Below are 25,354 nucleotides of genomic sequence, written 5' to 3'. Positions count from 1 at the left end.
TGTGGAGATATGATTTATTCCTAATACCCATCACGAATTTAGAACGAAGTTTTTCTTGTAAAATAATTACAGCGTAATTAAATGAGGTTTGATTTGGTTCTAAATCGTTTGGCTCTACCGAACAAAGATATTTTTCTCTACTCTTTACCCTAGCAGATAATTGGTAATACCAATAATATTTACCTTTCAGTTTCTTTAATTTGAAACTGCCTCTATAATCTTCTTTGAGTTGTTTATTTAATGATATGATTTGATTTTCTAAATCTTTACTCCAACCATATCTTTCTTTTAATTGTTTTGTATCCATCCTTACCTCTGTATAAAACAAAGATAGTGAATTAAATTAATGTGAGGGTATAATGAGGTGATAATATTTTTTAGGATACTTAAGTATCTGATTATCAGTATATAATTAACAGAACGAACTCTCTATATAGAACCTCTTACTTTTCGTAACCACCTTATCCTTAGATGATTGAGATGAATTTGTATGGTGGGAACTTTGGTGGGATTCTAACACTTCACCATTGTATTGGTTTGGGTTTCTCTTTAGTTCCTTTGTAGTTAATCCTTTCATCTAATTTCTTTTTGTGAGAAGTGTGGTGTGAAAAATTTTAATTATTAGTTCCCACCAAATCACTTTATCCCAGTCTCAATTCAACCACAAATATAATGATTTTATGTCATTTTGTCATATAAAAATAAATTCAAAAAAAACAATTTCAAAATTTTCTAATCTTCTTTTATTTTATGAAACCTTTAATAATTTGATTAAAAAAAATCTCTTTTATTGAATAATTAAATTGATAATAAAAAAAACTATATACTTTTGTTCTCAAAATTTGAATCCCATGGCCAAAAATTTAGTTATTGTAGAATCTCCTGCAAAAGCAAAAACTATAGAAAAGTTTCTAGGTAAGGAATTTAAAGTTGCATCAAGTTTTGGTCATATTGCTGATCTACCTTCAAATGAATTAGGTGTTGCCGTTGAATCAGATTTTTCCCCTAAGTATATAGTCACAGAAGACAAAAAGAAAGTTGTTAGAGAATTAAAAAGTCTCGCCAAAAAGGCAACAACAGTTTGGCTAGCTTCGGATGAGGATAGAGAAGGGGAGGCTATAGCATGGCATTTATTACAACAATTAAATTTAGACATAAACAACACAAAAAGAATTGTCTTTCATGAAATAACAAAAAGTGCAATTTTAAAAGCAATTGAAAATCCAAGATTGATTGATGAAAATTTAGTAAATGCCCAACAAGCTAGAAGAATTTTAGACCGTCTTGTAGGTTACGAACTTTCTCCGGTATTATGGAGTAAAGTAAAGGGAGGGTTGTCTGCAGGTAGAGTTCAATCAGTAGCAGTAAGATTAATAGTTGAAAAGGAAAGGGAGATTCAGGAATTTAATCCTAAAGGATTATTTAAATCTCAAGCAGTTTTTGTAACCAAGGACGGAAAAAAAATAAAAGCTCAACTTCAAAAAAATCTTAACAACAAAGAGAGTGCATTGACTTTTTTGAAAAACAATATGAATTGTGAATACCATATAGATTCTGTTGAGAAAAACCCTGGCAAGAAAAGTCCAACAGCTCCTTTTACAACTTCAACTCTCCAGCAAGAAGCATCAAGAAAATTATACTTCTCAGTAACTAAAACTATGGTTGTTGCCCAAAGATTATATGAATCTGGATTAATAACTTATATGCGAACTGATAGTGTAAACTTGTCAAAGGAGGCGCAGGGTGCTGCAATCAATGAAATTAAAAGTCGTTATGGTGAAGAATTCGTGCAGGCAAGGAATTATAAAAACAAAAACAAAGGAGCTCAAGAGGCACATGAGGCAATTCGACCCACAGATTTAAGTAAAAATACTACTGCAGGAGATTTTGATCAAATTCGTCTTTATGAATTGATATGGAAACGAACTATCTCTTCTCAAATGAGTGATGCAAAATTAGAAAGAACACAGTTTAAAATAAAGTCTTCTAATTATAATGAAATATTTGTCGCTAACGGAGAGGTATTGCTTTTTGAGGGGTTTTTGAAAGTTTATCTTGAAGGCACTGATGATGATTTGGAAGAAGATCAAGGAATTTTACCTCAAATATCAAAAGATGAAAGATTGGATTTGAAAGAACTACGCAGTGTGCAGCGCTTTTCAAGGCCACCAGCTCGTTTTTCAGAGGCAGCTCTTGTTAAAAGGTTAGAGGAATTGGGAATAGGCAGGCCTTCTACTTATGCTCCAACAATTTCAACTGTTCAAAACAGAGGATATGTATCTAAAGGCTTGGATGAAGGCTTGGAAAGAAATTATACTCACTTATCATTTATTGAAAACAATGTTATCGAGAAAACTCTTTCTGAAAAAGTTGGATCTAACAAAGGAAAACTTATACCCACAGATATTGGTAAGATTGTTAATGACTTTTTGGTAAATAATTTTAAAAACATTTTAGATTATAATTTTACAGCAGAAGTGGAGCAAAGTTTTGATAGGATAGCTGATGGAAATCAGGAATGGAAAGGGATGTTAAAGACCTTTTATTCAGAATTTCATAATGTAGTTGACCATGTTAAGGAAAACGCTCAACGTGAATCAGGGGAGAGAATACTAGGAGATCATCCTCAAAATGGAAGAGTTGTTAAAGTTAGGCTCGGAAAGTTTGGGCCATTAGCCCAAATCGGAAACATGGATGATGATGATAAGCCCCAATATGCTAGTCTTAGTCCTGATCAAAAATTAGAGACTATCACTTTAGAAGAAGTTTTGGTTCTTTTTCAGTTACCTAAAGATCTTGGAGATTATGAGGGTGAAATAATTACCGTAAACAATGGTCGTTTTGGTCCATATGTTAAATTCGGAAAATTGTTTGTGTCACTAACTAAAGGTGTGATTGCTTCTGAAGTTGATTATCAAACAGCAGTTGATCTTATTGAAGAAAAGAAAAAAGCTGATGCACCAATTTATGATTATAATGGAATGCCTGTTACTAAGGGAAAAGGTCGTTTTGGTCCTTTTATAAAATGGAATAATTTATTTATTAATGTTAACAAAAATTATAATTTTGACAACTTAAATGATTCTGATATTATAAAATTAATTGAGGAAAAAATACAAAAGGAAAAGGATAAAATTATTAATAATTGGGTTGAAGAAGGAATAAGAGTAGAAAAAGCTAGATGGGGAAGATCCAATATAATAAAAGGGAAGTTAAAAATAGAGTTGCCTAAAACTGTTGATGCTTCAAAGATATCCCTCGAAGAAGCCCAGGATCGAATTGCTGCAATAAAAAGTAAAAAGAAAAAAGTTACTACAAAAAAGAAATAATGAGTTTAAAGTCGCTTCATCCTGTTTCTCAAGCTTCTATGAATAGTTTGGTTCTTGCTCCTGATCAAGTTATTGGCAAGACTATTGATATTCATACTCAAAGCTCTGGACTTCCATCTTTGGATGAAGTTAAAATAGGAATAATTGGTATTACTGAAAATCGAAATGCTTTCTTTCCAACTTTGGATTATGACTTAGATTCATTTCGAAGTGCTTTTTATAATCTTTTTCCAGGTAATTGGAATTTCAAAATAGCAGATTTAGGAAATTTACCCAATGGTAATGGAGTAAATGACACTTATTTTGCAATCACAGAGATTTGTTATGAATTACATAAAAGCAATATTATTCCAATTTTAATAGGAGGAAGTCATGATATGATTTACCCAATATACAAGTCATATTCATTAAAAAATCAATTAACTAACATTATTTCGATTGATAATCAATTTGATTTTTCACAAGATGAAGAGTTGATATCAGGGAGGTCTTATATGAGTCAAATTATAATGGAGGAGCCTAATTATCTCCATAATTTCACTAATTTAGGCTATCAAAGTTTTTTCATTGCTCAAGAAGAACTCAATTTAATGGAAAAATTATATTTTGAATCTATGCGTCTTGGAAAAGTTCTTGATGATATAACTCAAACTGAGCCCTATTTTAGGGATGCAGATATTGTGGGTATTGACATGAAATCATTATCATGGACAGCTACAGGAACAAACGTCTTGGGTCAGCCTAATGGAATAGATAGTAGAAGTATTTGCTCTCTTGCTCGTTATTCTGGTATTAGTGATAGAGTAACGAGTTTTGGTTTATTTGAATTACCAAGTAGCCCTATTTTTCATCAACTCTTATCTCAAATAATTTGGTATTTTATTGAAGGTTATTCAAATAGATTTAATGAGTATCCAGTGTCAATTAGTGAAGGATTTATAAAGTATATTGTAACTTTATCAGATAGAGAATTAGTTTTTCACAAAAGTGAAACAAGTAAAAGATGGTGGGTAGAATTGTTAAATGAAAATTATATAGATAATAAATTAAAAAGATCAACGTTATTACCTTGCACACAGCAAGATTATAAAGCTGCATGTGATGATGAATTACCTGAGCGATGGTGGAAAGCATCAAAGCGAGGATAAAAAAAATAAAAAAAACCATCAGTTTTGGTGGTACTTTGCAATGAAATAATAATTTTGCAAAGAAATCGAACAATAAAGAGCTTGAATAGCTTATGAAAAAAATTGTTTTAATTATTGTTATCGTTCTAGCTGCAATAAGTTGTGGTAAACGTGATAAGGGAGAACTAGTAGGTGTTAAACAAAAAAAATGGTTTCCTGAGAAACCTTTTGGAATGACACTAATAGAGGGTGGTGCTTATATAATGGGTAAGTCTGACGAAGATGTTGCTCAACTTCAAAATGCACAAGCCAGGACAGTTACTGTTCCATCTTTTTATATGGATGAAACTGAAATAACTAATGGTGAATACAGACAATTCGTTTATTGGGTAAAAGATTCTATTGCACTTGCCATGATGGCCAGAAGGGCAGCTGAAGATGAATTAACTCCTGATAATAAAGATGGGGTAGGAAGATGGGCTTTTCAAGATGCAGACACTTCTAAATTAAATGAATTTCAAAAGTATATGCTAGAAAATTATTCTGGTCAAGATACTTTAAGTGACGGTTCGCCAGACCCATACTCTGGTCGCCCACTTAATTGGGATGAAGATATAGAATGGGGAACAGGAGATTATCCTGATCAAACCTATGCAGAAGTTATGGATGAGCTTTATTTGCCTCCAGAATATTGGTATGATGGTGAAATGAAAATAGACGTTGAAAAAATTAGATATAAATATAAGTGGTTTGATGCTGAAGCAGCGGCAAGAGAGTCAAAAAGAACTCGAGAACAATTTATTGATCGCAAACCATTCATAAAAGATGAGGATGTTCAAATATATCCTGATACTACAGTTTGGATTAAAGATTTCATGTATTCATATAATGAGCCAATGCACAACGATTATTTTTCACATCCTGCATTCCAAGATTATCCAGTTATTGGAATTTCTTGGAAACAAGCAATGGCATTTTGTAATTGGAGAACCCACTATAAAAACAGTTATCAAAAATCTAAAGGAGATCCATTGGTTAGTAACTTTAGATTACCTACCGAGGCTGAATGGGAGTATGCAGCACGTGGTGGTATTCCTTCAGGAACCTACCCGTGGGGAGGGCCTTATTTAATGAACGATCGTGGATGTTTTTTAGCAAATTTTAAACCTCTTAGGGGAGATTATGCAGTTGATCAAGCAGTTTATACAGTAGAAGCTAAATCATATCTTCCTAATGATTACAATTTATATAATATGGCTGGAAATGTTGCTGAATGGACAAATTCATCTTATGATACTGGAGCGTATGATTACGTTGCATCACTAAGTCCAAATATGTCATTGAAAGAAGAACAACGAAAAGTGGTAAGAGGTGGCTCATGGAAAGATGTTGCATATTTTTTACGAGTAAGCTCTAGGGATTTTGAGTATGCAGATACTTCAAGAAGCTATATAGGGTTTAGAACAGTTCAAGATTATTTGGGAACACCGAAGGTTAAAATAAGATAAATTAGTATATTTAGTATTAACAATAAACAATTATTAAAATGGATGATAAAGCGTTAAACAAAAGATTAAGAAGTAAAGTAGCAATGCATATGTTATTCGGATTAGGAGGAGCTGTTGTGATAGTAGGTGCCCTTTTTAAAATTCTCCACCTTGAAATTGGACCAATTACAGGAGGACTAGTATTAGGTATAGGGTTAGGAACTGAAGCTTTGATTTTTGCTGTATCAGCCTTAAATACTGGAGAAATTAAAGAAGAACATGAAGAGTTTGTAAAAAAAATTAATGGAGCAGGTCCAGTTAAAGCATCAGGTAAATCAGGTGATGAGGGACTTTCTTCTAAAATTGACACTCTAATGAAAGAAGCTAAGTTAGATGTAAGCCTTATGAACAACCTAACTTCTAGTATCAAAAAATTAGAATCATCTGCTAAAGCATTAGAACCTGCTTCAACTGCTATATCATCATCTTCTCAATACTCTGAGCAATTAGATAAAGCTGCTTCGCAATTAGACGAGTTGAATAAATTATATGCAGTTCAGGTTAAATCTACTGAATCAAGAGCTGGAAAAGATACTGTTATTCGAGATCAAATGGAGGCAGATGTAGCTCAGTTAAAAAAACAAATGGAATCACTTTCTGCAAATTTAGCATCTTTAAATGATGTTTATGGTGGAATGCTTTCTGTGATGAAAAAATAAATAACTAAAACTTAAAGCATAGAAAATGGCAGGAGCAAAAGAAACACCCAGGCAGAAGCTTATTAGCTTAATGTATTTAGTATTTATTACTATGCTTGCATTAAATGTGGGTAAAGAAGTATTAGATGGGTTTGGACAAATGTTTAAAAAGATACAATCGGCCAATATTCGGTTAGACCAAAGTAATGATGTTTATTATGATAAAATAAGTACAAATGCAGCTGAAAAAGAAGGAAAGTGGATAGGTCACGATAGAACATCAAAAGAAATAAAAAATGAGTCTGATGCGTTTTATGATAAAATAAAAGAAATTAAAAGTAGAATAACAGAAAAACAAAGAATTAAAGATCCAGAACTTGAAAAATATTCAGAAATGGATAAGGGTGAGGCTTTAGATCTTATTTTCTTTGATTCTGGCGGTGTTTCTGAAGAAGGTGAAGATTTTATACAAAGTATGATAAATTATAAGGCTACTGTTATTCAAGTTTTTGGAAGTCAATATTCTGAATATATTGGCCTTGTAGAAGAGCGTTTTTATACAGGAGATTATATAAAGGATCAGGAAAATCAAATAGTAAACAAAGATGGAACAACCCAGCCCTGGTTAGCTGCAAATTATGAAGGTTTTCCTTTAGTTTCTTCTTTAGCTAAGCTAACTATGATTCAAGGAGATATTAAAGCAACGGAACATGATGTTTTACAGACCCTTTTAGGTAAAGAGCTAGAGCTAGAGTCTGGTGTTACTGAGTCAAACTATATAACACTTTTAAAAACTGAAAAAGGTGCTTATTATCAAGGTGAAACTTTTGATGGTAGTGTTATTTTAGGAAGAAAAGGTGGAGCTCAAAATCCTAATTCTGTGAATTTAACTATTGATGGAGTAAAATTAAAAGAAGGAGATTATACACTTATTCCTGGTGGAGTAAAATTAAACATCATAACGGGTAAACCTGGAGACCATGAAATTCTTGGAGATCTTGTCTTTTTAAATGATGGAATTGAATCTAATATTACAGTAAAACAATCTTTTCCTGTAATAGCTAAACCTAGTTCTGCAGTTATTTCAGCTGATAAAATGAATGTAGTCTATCGAGGAATACCAAACCCTATGACAATTTCTATAGCAGGTATTGCTAATAATAAAATTACAGCAAGAGCACCTGGACTTAGAAAAGTTAAAGGTTCTAAATATGTTATGATTCCTCAAAAAGGATTTGAAGTGTCTATAAGGGCAAGCGCTACTTTACCTGATGGCCAACCGGTATCAACATCAACCAAATACCGAATAAAAGATATTCCTGCTCCATCTGCAATAATTAGAGGAGAAGTTGGGAGAATTAGTTTGAGTAAATCTGATGTTGAAAATTCAAATGTAGGAGCATCCATAATAGATTTTGATTTCGATATAAAACTTCAAGTACTAAGTTTTCAATTTCAAGTGCCTGGAAAGGCTCCTGTCTCAGTTAATGGTAATAGATTAAATGCAAATGCTAAATCAGCTCTTAAATCTGCAAGAAAAGGTCAGGTTATTGAGATTTTTGATATTAAAGTTAGAAACCCACAAAACCCAAAGTATCTTTTTGAAAGAGTTGCAGGTATTCGTATTGTAATAAGATAAAATTATGAGAAAGTTGTCATTTATTTTAATATTTCTAATTATAGGTAGCCCTACTGTTTTTTATGGTCAGTCTAACTTACTCAACGCTGTTATTCCTCAAGAAATAGGAAAATTAAATGAACAACAATTATTAACAAGCGACAATGAGCCTTTGGCTTATGGTTATGTAGACGATAGAGATGTTATGTGGTCTAAGACTGTTTGGGAAAAAATTGATTTAGATGAACGCATCAATTTCCCATTTTATTATCCAGTAGCTAATGTTGACCCTACAAGAAAACCTCTTTTTGATGTTCTTTGGGAAAATATATTGAATGGTAATATAACTGAAGTATATGAAGATGGATATTTCACTACAAAACGTTCTCCAGATGTCATTAAAGGGTATTTAAAAAGTAGGGAGCTTAACAAACTAGGAAGAAAGAATTTTAATGCTGGCGTACCCAATGACGAATCTCCTGAATCTCAAGAATATTCTACTTATGAAATTGGAAAAGAGGAGATAGACTCCTACCTGATTAAGGGAACTTGGTATTTTGATAAACGATTGGGAGAACTTAAATATAGATTATTAGGTATTGCTCCTACAGCAGTTGTTGCGAGTACAAGGGCAAATAATGATGCTCAAGATTTTCCGAAAGATATTAAAGATTTGGATGCAGTTCCACTATTCTGGGTTTGGTTTCCAAATGCAAGACTAGCATTAAATGGTTCAGAAATATTTAATTCTAGAAATGCCTCTCAACCAATAACTTTTGACTTAATGCTCAACACAAGACGTTTTAACTCTGTAATTTATAAGGAAGAAAATCCATATAATGATAGAGAAATTAAGGACTACATATACGAAGATGCTCTTCGTCAACTTTTAGAGTCTGAAAGAATTAAAAATGTAATTCGTGATTATGAACAAGACATGTGGAATAACTAATAGAAATCATATTAAAAAAAAAGCGTCTCAGAATGAGACGCTTTTTTTTTGAACAAAAGCTAAATAATAATGAATACTTTAATTGTAGGATTTGGAATTGCTGGCCTTTCTATAGCCCATCAATTGCGAAGAAATAAAATATCTTTTCACGTAATTGATTCTTCAGAAAACAGTTCTAGTCTTGTTGCTGGTGGCGTTTTGAATCCAACCGTTTTAAAACGATATAATATGTCATGGGAAGGAAAAGATTTTTTTGAATATGCTTTACCCTTTTATAAAGAAATATCAAACCTCTTAGGATATAATGTTTACAATAAAACAGGTATTAATAGAATTTTCTCAAGCTTAAGCGAACACAATAAATGGTCTGAGGCTTTCGACAAAAACAATTTGAAATTTTTTTTAAATAAAAAGATAGTTTTAAAAAATGTAGATGAGATAAACACACCTAATGGTTTTGGAACACTAAAAAATGTTGGCAGGTTGAATTTTAAAGAGATAATAAAAAAATATCAATATGTTTTGAAGGGTAACTACAAAAGAGAAGTTTTTAATTACTCAAATTTAAAATTTAAAAGAGGTGAAGTCACTTATAATGATAATTCATATAAAAATATAATTTTTTGTGAGGGCTATGGTATGAAAAACAATCCCTTTTTTAGTTACCTTCCTTTAGTCGGTAATAAAGGCGAAATGCTTGTTATCAGATCTTACAAACTTTCTGAAAAAGCCATATGGAAAGGTAAGTTTTTCATAGTTCCTCTAGGGCAAAGTCTTTTTTGGATTGGAGCAACATTTAATAATAATGATAAAACTGCTGAAAAATCTTTGTCTGCTAAAAATGAGCTTTTATCTGAACTACAAGAAAAATTAAATATTCCTTTTGAAGTTATTAGTCATGATGCTCAAATTCGACCAACAGTTATAGATCGTAGACCATTATTAGGGTCACATCTGGAATTTGATAACATCTATATTTTCAATGGTTTAGGAACTAGAGGTTCTCTTATAGCTCCTCGACTATCTGAGTTTCTTTATAATTATATTTTTTTGGATAAAGCTTTGTCTACCTCAATAGATATTCGCAGATTTACACTCAAAAAAAAAGAAGTATAAATTTATGTTAAGTGCACAAAATATAGGAGTTTCCTTTGGAGGTTTTACTTTATTTGATAATCTAAATTTTAGACTTGGTCAAGGAGATAGAGTAGCATTAATTGGAAAAAATGGAGCAGGAAAGTCAACACTTTTAAAACTTATAGCTCAAGAACAAACTCCAACCAGTGGAAGTTTTGCAATAGAAAAACAATGCAAAATAGGATATTTACCGCAAGACTTAGACTTTCATAATACTGGGAGTGTTCTTGAAGAGGCTTATAAAGCTTTTAAAGAAATATTAGAAATTGAAAAAAGACAAGACTTTATAAATCACCAGTTAGAAATTAGAAATGATTATGAGAGTGAAGAGTATTCAGGTTTAATAATAGAGTTGACAGAATCTACATCTAATTATGAACTATTAGGAGGTTACCATTACAAAGCGAAGACAGAAAGAATTCTACTAGGATTGGGTTTTAAAAGCATTGAATTTGATAAACCAACAGAAGAGTTTTCTGGAGGGTGGAGAATGAGAATTGAGTTAGCTAAACTTTTACTTAGAGAAAATGATATTTTATTATTGGATGAGCCTACTAATCATTTAGATATTGACTCAATTATTTGGCTAGAGCAATTTTTAATGAAATATAAAGGAGCTGTTTTATTAGTATCTCATGATAGAATATTTTTAGACAATGTTACTAACAGAACTATTGAGATTATTCAAAAACACATTTATGATTTTAAAAAGTCTTATTCAGAATATCTTAAGCTTCGCCAAGAGATAATTGAACAACAAAAATCAGCTAAAAAAAATCAAGACAAACAGATTCAGGATACAGAAAAGTTAATTGAACGATTTAGAGCTAAAGCTTCTAAGGCTAGTATGGCACAATCCTTAATCAAAAAGCTTGATAAAATTGATAGAATTGAAGTAGATCAAGAAGAAACACAAACCATGAAATTGAATTTTCCAGTTAGTAAGCAACCGGGAAAGACAATATTGGAATCAGAAAGAGTGTCCAAGCAATATGGAGAAAATATTGTCTTTAAAAATGTTGATTTACTTCTTGAACGTGGATCTAAAATTGCATTTGTAGGTCAAAATGGCCAAGGGAAATCTACTTTAGCAAAAATAATAGTAGGAGAAATAAAATATCAAGGAAACCTTAAGTTGGGGCATAATGTTGAAATAGGATATTTTGCTCAAAATCAATCAGAGTATTTAGATGGTCAATTAACAATTTTGGAGACGGTTCAAGAAGCGGCTACTGAAAAAAATAGAAGTTCTGTAAGAGATATTTTAGGAGCTTTCCTTTTTAGAGGAGATGATGTAGATAAAAAAGTTAGTGTTTTATCAGGAGGTGAGAGAAATAGATTAGCTCTTTGCAAATTACTTCTTCAACCTTTTAATGTTCTAGTTATGGATGAGCCAACTAATCATCTTGACATAGCTTCAAAAGACATACTTAAACAAGCCTTGAATAAATTTCAAGGCACTTTAATTCTTGTTTCTCATGATAGAGATTTTCTTGATGAGTTATGTGATCTTGTTCTTGAATTCAAAGATCAAAAAGTAAAAATGCATTTAGGGGGAGTAAAATCATATTTAGAAGAGAAAAATATTAAAAATTTTACAGAAATAAGTAATCATAAAAATACAGAGACTAACCCTTCTGAAAACAAAAATAATGCAGGTGATTATTTAAATCAAAAAAAAATTAACAATACAAAGAGTAGGATTAATAAGTTAGAAAATAAAATTGATATGCTTGAAAAAAAAATTAAAGCTATTGATCTGGAGTTGGAAATTAATTATGAAAAAACTATTGCTTCTACTGATTTTTTTGATAAATATCATGCACAAAAAAAAGAACTTCAAGATAATATTGATATTTGGGAATTAGAACATAAAAAGTTAGAAAAAATAATCAAAAACAATGATTGAACAATTTTTTCAATGTCCCCATTGTTGGAAACAAATATCAATGTTGATTGATTCATCTTTAAGTCAAAGTGAGTATATAGAAGACTGTGAAGTGTGTTGCAATCCTATTTTAATTAAATTTTCTTTCCATTCAGAGATACTTAAGTTTTTTAATGCGTCATCTATAGAGCAATAATTAAATTACTTACTATGTATTGCATAGTACCATTTTATGTATTACATTCGTAAAATATTTAATTTCATTTTAAAAGTAAACATTTAATTACCTTCTTTCAACAAATTATAGTATGGACATAAAAACTTATTTAGTAATATGAAAAAAGCACGCTTATTATTAATTTTAATTTCATTACAAATTTATGGTCAAAATCTAGATCCAATAAACTTTGACGGTGTCGTAAACACTGATGAGTGGTCTAATTTCCCTTCTTTTGATATTTCTTATGAAATTGAGCCTGGAAACAACACTCCTTCTTTTTATAAAACAAAGGCTTATGTCGCATATTCATCAACTCATATGTATATTGGATTTTTAGCTGATATTCCAAAAGACAAGTTGAGAAGTTCGATTCGAAATCGTGATGAAGCTTGGCAAGATGATTTTGTAATGATTTGTATTGATACATTTGGTGATGGTAGATATATGATATGCTTAGGAAGTAATGCTGATGGAAGTCAAATGGACATGAAATTTAATAGGAATGATGGAGACCCTTCCTTTGATGTTATGTTTGAAAATAAAGCACAGATATTTGATAACGGGTATCAAGTAGAATTGAAAGTTCCTTTTTCTACTTTTCAATTTAAAAATAAATCTATATTAAAGTGGAAAACTTCTTTTTATCGTAAAATTTTTGCAAATGGAGTTGAAAGTCAGAATATGGATTTTCCAATTGACAGAAACAATCCTTGTATTACATGTCAAGCCAAAAATGAACTTGTTTTTAAAAACATTAAACCAAAGCTAAGACTTAACTTATTGCCTTATGTTTATAGTGGAGTCGAAGGAAATGCAGATGAAAACTCTATCAGATATGGGAAACCAAAATTTAGTTTTGGATTAAGTGGAAGAGCAGATTTAAGTTATTCAACATCTTTAGAGTATACTATTAATCCTGATTTTTCTCAAGTTGAGGCTGATGTATCTCAAATTAATGTAAATGCTACTTTTGCTATTTTTTACCCTGAGAGAAGACCTTTTTTTAATGAAGGAGCTGATTTAGTTAGTACTGAGCTTAATACAGTTCATACTCGAATGATAAATCAACCTATTCTTTCTACTAAGTTGATTCATCAGGATGAAAAACAACGTATATATTGGTTAGCGGCATATGATACTAAAACTGCTTACATAATTGGAGGAGAAAACCAGTCATATAGTGGAGAGGGGAGAGAAAATTTTTCAAATATTTTAAGGTATCAAAGAAATTATAGCAAAGGATCAAATTTTGGTGCGTTAATAACAAATCGAATTTTGAAAGGTGGTGGAAGTGATCATACATTTGGTTTGTCAGGCCGGCATCAATTTTTAAAATCATATACTGTTAATTTTGAATTAAATAAAAGTATTACCAATGAACCTGAAAACGATTGGATTGAACAGGATGGTTTTATAAAGAGTAGATCATTAAGGTTAGACGGTGAGTCTTATAGTGGAGATGCAGTCCTTTTTGATTTAAGTCGAACTACACAAAATTGGGAGTCCTCTATTGGCTACAAACAATTATCTCCTTTATACAGAACTCCACTTGGTTTTGTAACCAAAAATTCTTACAGAGAAATAGAATTTAGTCAAAACTATATTTATTATGGAAATAATTTTATTCAGCAAGCTAATATAGGGACAGAGTTGTGGGGACAATTTAATTATGATAATTTTCAAAAAAGTTCTGGAATTGAGCTAAGAGGGGAATTGATTATGAAGAATAATTTACGGACGGGATTTGAATTTAATCATCAATTTAACAATGAATTTGAAGGTTTTAATCCAAAAAACTTAAATTCTATAGGCTGGATGGTCAATTACAGTCCATCAGAGATTGTAACATTAAGATTTGGAATTGGAATGGGCGATCAAATAGGCTATAATCTAGATGAATTAGCCCTAGGAGATGAATTAAATATTAGAACCTTTAATTCCTTCCAATTATCAGATAAGTTTCGAATTAGTCCAATTTTAAGATATAGTGAATTAAGAAATAAGGTAGATGGAGCATTATATTATAAAGGATACATTACTCGAATTAACTTCAATTATCAATTTAATAGAGATTTTTCAATAAGATTAATTACAGAATATGATGATTTTGATAAAACCTTTTTCTCTCAACCATTAATTAAATGGAACCCAAATCCATTCACTTTGTTTTATATTGGAGGAAACATTGGATATAGTAGAGCAGAGGCTAATAAAAAATTTACTTCTGAATCAGCCCAACTCTATTTAAAATTCCAATATTTAATAGGCAATTAGTTTTTCAAACTATTAATATATCTTTCGGCATCTAGTGCTGCCATGCATCCGGTTCCAGCAGCAGTTACAGCTTGTCGATATTCCTTGTCTTGAACATCTCCAGAGGCAAAAACACCAGGCTTATTCGTTTTAGTGTTTTTTCCTTCAGTTATTAAGTATCCTCCTTCATCCATTTCTAACTGATGCTGAAAAATTTCAGTATTAGGCTTATGTCCAATTGCAATAAAAAGTCCTGTTATTTCAATCTCTTCTTTTTCACCAGTTTTATTATTTAGAATACGAAGTCCCTCAACAACTTGATCCCCCAAGACTTCATCAATTTCAGAAAAATATCTCAAGTCTATGTTTTCTGTATTAGTAACTCTGTGTTGCATAGCTTTAGACGCTTTCATTTCACCTTTTCTAACAAGCATAGTTACCTTATTGCAAATATTAGATAGATATGTAGCTTCCTCTGCCGCTGTGTCTCCTCCACCAACAATTGCAACATCCTGTCCTTTATAAAAAAAGCCATCACAAACTGCACATGCTGAAACTCCGCCACCTCTTAGTCTTTGTTCACTTTCAATTCCAAGATATTTTGCCGTAGCTCCTGTACTTATGATAATAGTCTTTGCGTGTAGCTCTGTTTTTTCATCTACCCATGCTTTGTGAATTCCTCCTTTATTTGAGGCAAGTTCTACTTTAGAAACATGTCCAATTCTAACTTCAGTTCCAAATCGTTCAGCTTGTTGTTGAAGTTGAACCATCATAGTTGGCCCATCAATTCCATTGGGATAGCCAGGAAAATTATCAACTTCAGTCGTTGTTGTTAATTGACCTCCAGGCTCCATTCCAGTATACATAATTGGCTTAAGGTCAGCCCGAGCAGCATATATGGCAGCTGTATATCCAGCAGGACCACTTCCAATAATTAACGTTTCTATAATGTCCATGAAAATATTTAAATTTGAATTGATTTCAAATGTAAAATTTAATGGTTAACTAAATAAGTGTTTGTAATAAGTATTCGTTATGTGTTAATAAATTATTCTTTTACAACATCTAAAATATTATAAATATAACTTGCTTGAATGCTTAATTTTGATCTATTTTCAGTCAATTTATAGCTTTCTCTCTTATGATGAAACACGCCGTAATCGGTAGTATTAAAAGCTGTTGTATATATTAAACTCACTTTATTATTATGATTTACTTCAGTTCCAATAAGTAAATATGTGCTTGTGTCAAAATAAAAATTCCATATGTCAGATCCATCAAGATAGCTCACTTCTAAGGAGTGTACATTTTTTTTGTTAGGTAAACTAGTTACACCCATATATTTTATTATCGTACCTGTGTCTTTTAATTTCATGGGTTGCCAAAAAACATAAAAAGCACCATCAAGATTTGATTTAGCTTTATTTAAAGATTTTAGATCACTTACATTGTTCCCGTCTTCAATTATTTCAGTAACAATTCCGTTTGTTTTAAAAAGTGTATTATTTGATTCTATTTCAGTTGAGTAAGGATGAAGTTCATGAGTTATCTTTTGTCTAATTTGGTTTTCAACATCACCCATTTTATCATAAGTAAATGTGGTTTTTAGATATTTAATTTTTTTTATTTTATTGAGGTTTACTTCGCCTCCATGTGCATTTATAGATTTTAAGAGAATTTCTTTAATTTTTTCATCTTGCGATGATACTTTATTCAAAAAAATTATACTAAATATCAAAAGCAATCTAATATCAAATTGTATTTTCATTCTAATTTTTAAAATTAATTAATTTTTCAGATGATAAGATATATAATTGTATTCTCAGTAAGTTGTTTGTTTCTATCTAAATCAATGGCTCAAGATGTATTAAAAGAACAAGATAAGAATTCTATAATAAGTGTTATAGAAAAACAAGAAAAGGCTTGGAATGATGGAGATATTAATGCTTTTATGCAAGGATATCTTAAATCAGAGAACTTGGTTTTTAATGGATCTAGTGGACCTTTTTATGGTTGGAATTCTGTAAGAGACAGATATTTAAATTCTTATCCAACAAAGGAAAAAATGGGTCAATTAAAGTTTAAAATTTTAAATATTTCATCTGTATCTGAAAATGTAGCACAGTTGTTAGGGCAGTTTTTTTTATGTTATCCTGATAAAGAATTAAGTGGATATTTTTCTTTAATATGGTTGAAAAATGAGAATGGTTGGTTAATTTTGAGTGACCATACTTCAAGCAGCAACTAATTATGTTTTCAAAACAACGTTTAGGACTTTTATTAGGACCGTTATCTTTTATTGTTATACAATTTATTTCTTTCAGTGATCTTAGTGAAGAGGGTAGAAACGTTCTTGCTACGACTAGTTGGATGGCAATATGGTGGATACTAGAAGCGATACCTATAGCTGCAACCGCTTTACTTCCAATTGTATTATTCCCTGTAACTAATGCTGTTTCTATTTCGAACACTACGGCAGCATATGGACATAAGTATGTTTTTTTATACTTGGGGGGCTTTCTAATTGCTATAGCAATAGAAAGATGGAACCTTCATAAAAGAATTGCTTTAAATATCATTTCAGCTATAGGAACCAAGATTAATCTAATAATTTTAGGCTTTATGGTGGCTACTGCATTTTTATCGATGTGGATATCAAATACAGCTACATCAGTAATGATGCTTCCAATTGCACTTGCAATTATAAAACAGCTAGAAGACAATCCTTCAACCTCTGTTAATGAGAATAAGCAGTTTGGAAAAGCTTTATTACTTTCAATTGCATATAGTGCTTCTATAGGTGGCATTGCAACTATTATTGGAACTCCTCCAAATCTTGTCTTAGCAGGTGTTGTAGAATCAAATTTTGGATATGAAATATCTTTTTTCAAATGGTTTGTCTTTGGATTTCCTATTTCTATGATGATGTTATTTATATGTTGGCAATATCTAACTAAGAAGGCCTTTAAATTTGATCAAAATGAATTTCCAGGTGGTAAACATGAAATAAATCGATTAAAAAATAATCTAGGTAAAATGTCTGTAGAAGAAAAAAGGGTAGCATTTATATTTTTTCTTACTGCTCTGTGTTGGATTTCTAGATCATTTTTATTGCAAAAATTTATTCCAAATATAGATGATACTATTATTGCTATATCATTTGGATTAATTCTGTTTGTTATTCCGTCAAGTGATAATAAAAGAGCTCTTATTACGTGGAAAGAGGCTGTTAAGCTTCCTTGGGGAGTTATAATTTTATTTGGAGGAGGAATGGCTTTAGCTAAAGGATTTGTTGACACTGGGCTGGCTATTTGGATTGGAAGCAAGCTAACAATACTTAAAGATTTACCTCTAATTATTTTAATCCTATGTTTAGTTACTGTAGTTAATTTTTTGACTGAAATAACATCTAACCTAGCAACCACAGCAATGCTACTTCCTGTTTTGGCAACGATGAGTTCACAAGTTAATATTCACCCATTTATTTTAATGGTTGGAGCTACAGTTGCTGCCTCCTGTGCGTTCATGTTGCCAGTTGCGACTCCTCCAAATGCAGTAGTTTTTGGAGCTGGTTATCTTAGGATTCCAGATATGGTAAATAAGGGGTTTTGGCTAAATATTATTTCAATAATTGTGATTACATTAATGGTGTATTTTGTTCTTCCCTCATTTTGGGATATTTCTTTAACTGATTCTCTTTTAGAATATAAAAATTAGAATACTATTCGACCTGGATTAAGAATATTTTTCGGGTCAAACATAATTTTGATCTGCTCCATTAGTTTGATTTCTTCTTCAGATCTACTGGTTTGTAAATATTTTTTTTTATGTAATCCAACTCCATGTTCAGCAGATAATGAACCTTTATGTTTTTTTAGTGGAGAATAAACAATAGAATTAATAATATCAATAATTTCAGAATTATCAATGTCTCTTCCTATAATAAAATGAATATTTCCATCAGCTACATGTCCAAAAGGAAAAATTGTTTTGACTTCTTTGATATTCTCAAGCTCTGTAATTATTGAATTTATAATTTTTCCAATTAGAGAAATTGGTATACTAATATCAAAATGCTGATCAAATTTTGCTTTAGATGCTAATATTGCTACATCTTCTCGAATCTGCCATATTTGATGAAGCTCTTTTTCTGTTTTTGCCATTACTGCATCCTCAATTATTTCTTTTTCTAATGACTTTTCAATATGAAGCTCTAACAACTCATAATCTTCTTTCGGCTGACTTCCAAGGCTCTCAATAAGCACATAATACTCATAATCATCTGACAGAGGCTTAATTAGTTCAGTAGATTCGGTCATGGCTTTATATGTTCTTTTCCAAATTAATTCAAAACCACTAAGATTTCCACTCAATTCAGATTCAAGATATTTAAGTAGCTTAACTACTTTTTCATATGATTTTACAGCAACAAAAGCAGATGAACGACTCTTTGGTGCTTCTTGAAGCCGAAGAACAACTCTAGTTACGATTCCTAACGTTCCTTCGCTGCCTATAAAAAGCTGTTTCAAATCATACCCTGAATTATCTTTAATTATCTTCTTTAAAGAAGAGATAATTGTACCGTCAGGCAACACAACTTCTAAACCTAAAACCATTTGCCTGGTCATGCCATAACGAAAGACTCTTAAACCTCCAGCATTTGCCGAAACTGCACCCCCTATCTGAGCAGAGCCTTTAGCACCAAAATTTAATGGCAATAATAACTCTTTTTCAGCTGCAGCATTAATCAAATTTTCAACAATAACTCCAGATTGTGCAGTTATAGTTTTACTTTGCGAATCGATTTCTTCAATTAAATTCATTTTTTCTAATGAAATAACTAATTGATTTTTTTGTGTTTCTGTTCCCCCAACTAAATTAGTTAAACCACCATGAATAATTATTTGTTGGTCATATTTGCTACACAACCTAACTATCTCACTGACTTCTTTTGTTGTTCTAGGAAGGGTGACTGCAATGGCCTGAAGGGGCTCATTAGTTTTCCAAATATGAGAGAATCTTGTTAAGACATCATCCTTAATAAGTAATTGATTTTCTTTTAATATTGACTTTAATTCTTCAATTAAATTGTCTTTGCCCATTTTTAACTTAACGTAATATTAATATTGACTAATATAATTTTTTTTTTACATTTGAATAGTAAATCATCAAATTGAAAAAAGAAAATTATTTTATTAGAGTGATTACATCATGGATATTGCTATTAGTTTTTTTAGCTCCAACGGGAATTGAATCGATCAAATCTGTTGAAAAACATAAGCATAATTCTTGCACTGAAACTTCAACTCATTTTCATCAAGAATATGATCCTTGTTCTTTGTGTGATTTTAGTCTATCAGGTTTTGAATTAAACCTAGATTCAGAATTTTACATTGCAAATAATATTTTATTTAAAAAAAATCTATCAATTTATTTAGATATTTTTTTCTCCTTTCCTAATGAAAAGTACTCTCCAAGAGGTCCCCCAAGGTTTAGTTAATTAACTTGATTTATATAATAAGTAAAATCTCCTGTGCGGTCTAAACTAATAGATCTGCGCAAATAATTAATTAATAACTTAAAAAAATAAGCATGAAAACAAATAATTTTTCACCTTTTATACTAGCTCTTATATTATCATTTACATCCTGTTCAAAAGATGACGATCCAGCACCAGAAGTAGTCAATGAAGAAGAAGTAATAACTACTTTGGAGGTAACTTTAAACTCTGGTAGTTCAACTATTATTATGAAATATCAGGACTTGGATTCGGATGGTCCTAATGAACCAGTTATTACTATATCAGGAAATTTAACCTCAGGAACTACTTACGTTGGACTCATTAGAGTACTAAATGAACTTGAGTCTCCAGCTGAAGACATCACTGAAGAAGTTGAAGAAGAAGATTTAGATCATCAATTTTTCTACACTGTAGGCAGTGGACTTGATCTTACAACTGAATATTCTAATTTTGATTCAGCAGGAAATAATTTAGGAACTAAATTCAACTTAACTGCTGGGTCAGCAAGTAGTGGTAGTCTTACTTTTTCACTAGTACATGAACCAACAAAACCAAATACTGGTTTAGCAAGTGCTGGGGGGGAAACAGATATTCAGGCTATTTTTAATATTACAATTGAATAATTACCGTTATCTATAAAATTTTAGATAATTAAATTTTTATTAATGTAAATTGAGGATAATACTTTTATTATCCTCAATTTTACTTATACGTTAATTTTAATCAAACATTTAAATGTTTAGATTGCTGCTTATAGGAACTCTATTTAACTCTTTTTGTCTTTTTTCTCAGAATTGTGATAATATATTTTCTGGGAAAGTTGTTGATTTACATGATGGAAAAGTTTTAATTGGAGCTATTATAGATGCTGAAGGACTTAATGAACAAATCATAACTGATTCTAATGGAGCCTTTAGTATTTCAAATCTTTGCAACAAATTTTATGTTTTTGAAGTATCACATCCACAGTGTAAAACTAAAATAGAAACTATAAGAGTTTCTCAAAACATCAATAGGATCCTAAGGTTAGAACATCACATAGAAGAATTAAATGAGATTATTGTATACGGTAATTCTTTCATAGAAAAATCCAAAACATTAATTGAAAATAAAATTTCAAGTAAGGTTTTGGAAAAAAGCATTAGTTCACCTTTAGGTGAAATTTTAAGTAATTTATCAGGAGTGTCATCATTTAAAACTGGAAATTCAGTTGTTAAACCAGTTATTAATGGATTACACAGTAGTCGTGTTGTGATTATAAACAACGGAGTTCGAATGGAAGATCAAGAATGGGGTGAAGAGCACTCACCGAATATTGATGTTAATTCACTTGATAAAATCACATTGATTAAGGGCGCTGGAGCTTTGCAATATTCAGGAAGTGCTCTAGGCGGAGTTATAGTTGCAGAAACATCAAATTTTGAAGTAAAGGACACCCTATACGGTAAAATTTTAGTAAAAGGGGAAACAAATGGAAGAGGATTAACTACAACCTCAAATTTAATTAAGACTAATGAAAATGGGTTATATTCCTCAGTTCAAGTTACTTTTAAGCGTTTTGGAGATTTTGAATCACCAAAATATAATTTGAATAATACCGGAGTTGAAGAACAAAATGCTTCTTTTAGATTTGGTCTAAACCGATTCAAGTATGGATTGGAATTGTATTATTCTATTTTTAATAATGAATTAGGAATTTTAAGAGCTTCCCATATAGGAGGTGCTCAAGATCAAATTAGAGCAATAAATAGTGAGCGCCCCTTTATAGTTAATGATTTTTCTTATAAAATTAATGTTCCTAAACAAGATCTTAATCACCGTACTTTTAGGTTTAAAGGATTTAATAGATTTAAACGTCTAGGCAAAATAAGTTTCCAATATGACTATCAACAAAACAATCGTTTAGAATTTGATATACGAAGGGGAGATGATAAGTTTAAACCTTCAATTGATTTAGAACTTAAAACCCACAGTATTAAGGTAGATTTAAAATCTCAAGTTTCAAATTTATTAAATATAAAACTAGGGGCAATAGGAAGATATCAAAAGAATTTTCCAGATCCAGAAACAGGAGTTAGAAGAATTATTCCTGATTATAATAAATATGATTTAGGAATATACTCAATTTTTGACTTAAAAATTAATGACAAGTTCCTTTTGGAAGCTGGAGGTCGTTTTGATTTTTCATCTATGGATGTTTCAAAGTATTACAGAACATCCTTTTGGGAATCTCGAAACTACCAAGATTTGTTTTCTGATTTGATCATTAATGAAATTAGTAGTCAGACGCTAATTAAAACAAAATTGATTTTCACAAACTATTCAACAACTTTTGGTTCTAGATATAATTTTGATAAGAATCATTCAATAAATTTTAACTATTCAATCGCTTCAAGAATGCCTAATCCTTCAGAACTGTTTAGTGAAGGCCTTCATCATTCATCAGCTCGAATTGAACTAGGCGATTTAAGATTTAATTCAGAGGTCGGTCATAAAATAACTTTAAATTATATATTTCAAAATAAAAATATAAACTTATCGGTTAATCCTTATATAAATTCAATCAATGATTTTATATTAATTGAACCAACTAGTGTTCAAACTACTATAAGAGGAAATTTTCAGGTTTGGGAGTATAGACAAACTAATGCCCAGATTTTAGGCTTAGATATTGATGCCTTAGTAGTTTTAAATAAAAATTTTTATTTAGACAATCAATTATCAATTATCAAGGGCCGTGATCTTTTAAAAAATGAGCCTCTCATAAGTATGCCTCCGGTAAATATAAATAATGAAATAGTATATCAAAATCAAAAAGCTAATAACATAACACTGTCATTAAAGAGTGAGTATACATTTCGTCAAAATGAGTATCCTGACAATAACTTTGATGTATTTGTTGCATTATCAGAAACTACAGAAACACTCGATTTAAGTACTCCGCCTGATGCTTATCAAATATTTAATTTTAATTCAAGTATTGGTATCATCACCAAACAAAATTATAGTCTCTCCTTAAGTTTTAGCATAAGAAATTTATTTAATAAAGAATATCGAAATTATCTTAACCGACTAAGATATTACGCTCATGATTTGGGAAGAAGTTTTATTTTTGGTGCTAATTATAAATTTTAAAGTTAAGTCTTCATTAATTTAGTTATTCATTTTTAAAAAGAGTTAGAAATGAATAATAAACACCTTGGTTTTTATCAGATGAAGTGGCAGGCTTGAACTTTGGCAGCGTTTTAACAACTCTTAATGCTTCTTTTGCAAACACTTCTTGTCCTTCAGTAGTTCTGGCTTTATATTTAGATATGTTTCCATATTTGTCAATATAAATTCTAACATAAACACGACTGATTGTTTTTTGATTAAAATTAGAAGGATATATAATATTAGAATGGATGAAATTGTCCAGTTCTATTTTAAAGCATTTTTTTTTATTTTTTGAATTTTCGCAACCAGGAAAAACAGGAGCAATTAATTCTGGACTATCAAAGAATAAAGAATTTGTATTTGATACTATTTTTCTCGATTTCATATTCTTACGTTTACGCCCATTTTTAGTTGTTATTTTAATAATCCCTGCATTTCCCAATAACCCATATTTATTTGTTTGAGCTAGTGATCTCAAAACTTCTACATCAACTATATCGTCAAGTGGAATGTTTGGATAGAAACTCCATAAAGGAATACCTTTTTGAATGGCATTTTGAACTATTTCGCCTGGAATGACAAACAATTGATCATCTACAACAAATGCAGGAATAGTTTTAGAATTATTAATCGAATTCGAGCTTCTTAGACGAATTATACCGGTAGAAGGACTAGCTATCTGAACTCCTGTTAGACGATTTCGTATAGCTGCTATAAGGTTAAATGCTTTAGTGTTTATCCCATATTTATTAAGGCCCATTTTTTGCCAACGAATACTTTGTCTAATTGAATCAATTTCAAAATCACTATATTCTTTAGGGTTAAAAATATATTCATTTCCTTTACTTTTAATTGTAATAGAAACTAAAGAGTCTTCTATTACAATTACTTCATCAAGATTGATTCCGGTTAAATTTTTAAAGTTCTCAATTTCTTTATTGTTAGTCTTCTGACTGTCTCTCTGAATCTCCTTTTTAATTGTTTGGGAGAATGAAATACTTGAAATAAAAAAAATAAAAGATAAAAGATTTTTCATTATTTAAAGTTATCAATTTTAAATTGAAAGTGAATAATATATAAAAAACCTTCTCTTTAAAAGTGTTCTAAATGAGTTCTTAAAATAATAGACGTGGTGTTAATTTTTAGAATTCATCATAAATTTTAATTTATACAGCATTGTAGTATATGTAAATTCTTATAAAAAAAGTCTCAACTTTCTATTCTATTTTCAGTCATACAATTAATTATTTAGATCCCTCAAAAAAGAACAGTTCTTCAATAGCTATCTCAAACAACTTTGACATCTTAAATGCAGTGGGTAAACTTGGATCAAATTTTTCCTTTTCAATCGCATTTATCGCTTGACGTGAAATACCAATTAAGTTGGCTAATTCTTCCTGTGTCAATTTTTGATTTTTTCTTAATTCCCTTAGTTTATTTTTCATCGAAATCTTCTATAATTAACGATATTGGCAATAATGTATGAAAGTGAAATAAACATCATTAGATATTCGAATTCAGGTTCCTTCCCAATAATTCCAAAATCAAAAGAGACTTCATATGTAAGACCAACTACTACTGCTAAGCCCAATGTAATGGCCATTGCTTCAAATTGAATTCTCTTTTGTAATTCGTCATAAGTCTTAAATAAATTTTTATTAGCGATTATCATACCTATTCCAATAGCAAAATTTATTATTAATCCTATTGTAGTATATGTTTTATTTTCCCAAAGAGCGTTTTCCGCAAATGTTAAAACTCCTAAACTTACTACCCATGCTAGTGTCCATGCCAGCATAATTTTTGTTTGTTTTTTTTGATCTTCCATATTTGTTTATTTAAATTTGTAATGTTTACTTTACAAATATATAAAATAATTTATAAATGTAAGGTTTTGTTTACATTAAATATTTTGTCATAAAAAAACGGCTACACTATAATAGTATAACCGTTTTATTGTTTTAGTAG

The 25,354-nt window shown here is 30.5% G+C and carries 22 protein-coding genes; 15 read left to right on the top strand and 7 right to left on the bottom strand.

From position 1 onward, the window contains the following. A partial coding sequence (locus AC34EU_RS07255; RefSeq protein WP_489696147.1) for a hypothetical protein occupies nt 1-307 on the bottom strand: 307 nt, incomplete at its 3' end. Nucleotides 308-851: 544 nt separating this feature from the next. On the opposite strand from AC34EU_RS07255, the gene topA reads away from it, so the two are divergent. The 10 genes from topA (at nt 852) to AC34EU_RS07205 (ending at nt 14,730) form a co-directional block, all read left to right on the top strand. Then, nucleotides 852-3,329, top strand: coding sequence for a type I DNA topoisomerase (topA, locus tag AC34EU_RS07250; RefSeq protein ID WP_487534339.1), 2,478 nt, complete (start codon nt 852-854; stop codon nt 3,327-3,329). Beyond that, a complete protein-coding gene (locus tag AC34EU_RS07245) occupies nt 3,329-4,477 on the top strand; it encodes a formimidoylglutamase (protein ID WP_487534338.1) in 1,149 nt (382 codons plus the stop codon). Before topA ends, AC34EU_RS07245 begins: the two co-directional genes overlap by 1 nt. A 92-nt stretch (nt 4,478-4,569) precedes the next feature. After that, complete coding sequence (gene porK / locus AC34EU_RS07240; RefSeq protein ID WP_487534337.1) at nt 4,570-5,964, top strand: T9SS ring complex lipoprotein PorK/GldK; 1,395 nt, start codon at nt 4,570-4,572, stop codon at nt 5,962-5,964. A 38-nt stretch (nt 5,965-6,002) separates the two neighbouring features. Then, on the top strand, nt 6,003-6,662 hold the full coding sequence (gene porL, locus AC34EU_RS07235) for a type IX secretion system motor protein PorL/GldL (protein ID WP_487534336.1): 660 nt from the start codon (nt 6,003-6,005) through the stop codon (nt 6,660-6,662). 25 nt (nt 6,663-6,687) lie between these two features. Beyond that, nucleotides 6,688-8,280, top strand: a complete 1,593-nt coding sequence (gene porM / locus AC34EU_RS07230) for a type IX secretion system motor protein PorM/GldM (protein WP_487534335.1) — start codon at nt 6,688-6,690, stop codon at nt 8,278-8,280. A gap of 4 nt (nt 8,281-8,284) precedes the next feature. Next, nucleotides 8,285-9,211, top strand: coding sequence for a type IX secretion system ring subunit PorN/GldN (porN, locus tag AC34EU_RS07225; RefSeq protein ID WP_487534334.1), 927 nt, complete (start codon nt 8,285-8,287; stop codon nt 9,209-9,211). A 69-nt stretch (nt 9,212-9,280) separates the two neighbouring features. Beyond that, nucleotides 9,281-10,327 carry an NAD(P)/FAD-dependent oxidoreductase gene (locus AC34EU_RS07220; RefSeq protein ID WP_489666589.1) on the top strand — a complete coding sequence of 349 codons (1,047 nt, stop codon included), beginning with the start codon at nt 9,281-9,283 and terminating at the stop codon, nt 10,325-10,327. A gap of 4 nt (nt 10,328-10,331) precedes the next feature. Continuing rightward, a complete protein-coding gene (locus AC34EU_RS07215) occupies nt 10,332-12,257 on the top strand; it encodes an ABC-F family ATP-binding cassette domain-containing protein (protein WP_487534332.1) in 1,926 nt (641 codons plus the stop codon). Then, nucleotides 12,250-12,432 (top strand): CPXCG motif-containing cysteine-rich protein, encoded by a 183-nt coding sequence (locus AC34EU_RS07210; RefSeq protein ID WP_487534331.1) that lies wholly within the window; start codon nt 12,250-12,252, stop codon nt 12,430-12,432. Before AC34EU_RS07215 ends, AC34EU_RS07210 begins: the two co-directional genes overlap by 8 nt. A gap of 138 nt (nt 12,433-12,570) precedes the next feature. Next, the gene (locus AC34EU_RS07205; protein WP_489696146.1) at nt 12,571-14,730 is read left to right on the top strand and encodes a sugar-binding protein; all 2,160 of its coding nucleotides are present in this window, start codon (nt 12,571-12,573) and stop codon (nt 14,728-14,730) included. Here AC34EU_RS07205 and trxB read toward each other — a convergent pair. Next, entirely contained in the window at nt 14,727-15,665 is a 939-nt protein-coding gene (gene trxB / locus AC34EU_RS07200) for a thioredoxin-disulfide reductase (protein WP_487534328.1), read from the bottom strand. The genes AC34EU_RS07205 and trxB overlap by 4 nt on opposite strands. Before the next feature lie 92 nt (nt 15,666-15,757). After that, nucleotides 15,758-16,477, bottom strand: a complete 720-nt coding sequence (locus AC34EU_RS07195; protein ID WP_487534327.1) for a DUF6503 family protein — start codon at nt 16,475-16,477, stop codon at nt 15,758-15,760. A 30-nt stretch (nt 16,478-16,507) separates the two neighbouring features. Between AC34EU_RS07195 and AC34EU_RS07190 the strand changes: the two genes are divergently transcribed. After that, entirely contained in the window at nt 16,508-16,957 is a 450-nt protein-coding gene (locus AC34EU_RS07190; RefSeq protein ID WP_487534326.1) for a YybH family protein, read from the top strand. A 2-nt stretch (nt 16,958-16,959) separates the two neighbouring features. Continuing rightward, nucleotides 16,960-18,426, top strand: coding sequence for an SLC13 family permease (locus AC34EU_RS07185; RefSeq protein WP_487534325.1), 1,467 nt, complete (start codon nt 16,960-16,962; stop codon nt 18,424-18,426). Here the strand turns inward: AC34EU_RS07185 and AC34EU_RS07180 are convergent. Beyond that, nucleotides 18,423-19,811 (bottom strand): FAD-binding oxidoreductase, encoded by a 1,389-nt coding sequence (locus tag AC34EU_RS07180; RefSeq protein WP_487534324.1) that lies wholly within the window; start codon nt 19,809-19,811, stop codon nt 18,423-18,425. The genes AC34EU_RS07185 and AC34EU_RS07180 overlap by 4 nt on opposite strands. Before the next feature lie 71 nt (nt 19,812-19,882). On the opposite strand from AC34EU_RS07180, the gene AC34EU_RS07175 reads away from it, so the two are divergent. The 3 genes from AC34EU_RS07175 (at nt 19,883) to AC34EU_RS07165 (ending at nt 23,365) form a co-directional block, all read left to right on the top strand. After that, entirely contained in the window at nt 19,883-20,209 is a 327-nt protein-coding gene (locus tag AC34EU_RS07175) for a hypothetical protein (RefSeq protein WP_487534323.1), read from the top strand. A 92-nt stretch (nt 20,210-20,301) separates the two neighbouring features. Then, on the top strand, nt 20,302-20,853 hold the full coding sequence (locus AC34EU_RS07170) for a type 1 periplasmic binding fold superfamily protein (RefSeq protein WP_487534322.1): 552 nt from the start codon (nt 20,302-20,304) through the stop codon (nt 20,851-20,853). A gap of 112 nt (nt 20,854-20,965) precedes the next feature. Next, on the top strand, nt 20,966-23,365 hold the full coding sequence (locus tag AC34EU_RS07165) for a TonB-dependent receptor (RefSeq protein ID WP_487534321.1): 2,400 nt from the start codon (nt 20,966-20,968) through the stop codon (nt 23,363-23,365). A 22-nt stretch (nt 23,366-23,387) separates the two neighbouring features. Here the strand turns inward: AC34EU_RS07165 and AC34EU_RS07160 are convergent, their stop codons facing one another. From AC34EU_RS07160 to AC34EU_RS07150, 3 genes are all read right to left on the bottom strand, one after another. After that, nucleotides 23,388-24,422, bottom strand: coding sequence for an energy transducer TonB (locus tag AC34EU_RS07160; protein ID WP_487534320.1), 1,035 nt, complete (start codon nt 24,420-24,422; stop codon nt 23,388-23,390). A gap of 208 nt (nt 24,423-24,630) precedes the next feature. Continuing rightward, nucleotides 24,631-24,831 (bottom strand): helix-turn-helix transcriptional regulator, encoded by a 201-nt coding sequence (locus AC34EU_RS07155; RefSeq protein WP_487534319.1) that lies wholly within the window; start codon nt 24,829-24,831, stop codon nt 24,631-24,633. Continuing rightward, entirely contained in the window at nt 24,828-25,214 is a 387-nt protein-coding gene (locus tag AC34EU_RS07150) for a hypothetical protein (protein WP_489696145.1), read from the bottom strand. The genes AC34EU_RS07155 and AC34EU_RS07150 overlap by 4 nt, the downstream gene beginning before the upstream one ends. Nucleotides 25,215-25,354: the final 140 nt, after the last annotated feature.

The sequence above is a fragment of the Candidatus Marivariicella framensis genome, from assembly GCF_982709265.1.
The sequence above is the reverse complement of the archived record's forward strand: the minus strand, read 5'-3'. Positions and strand labels throughout refer to the sequence as shown.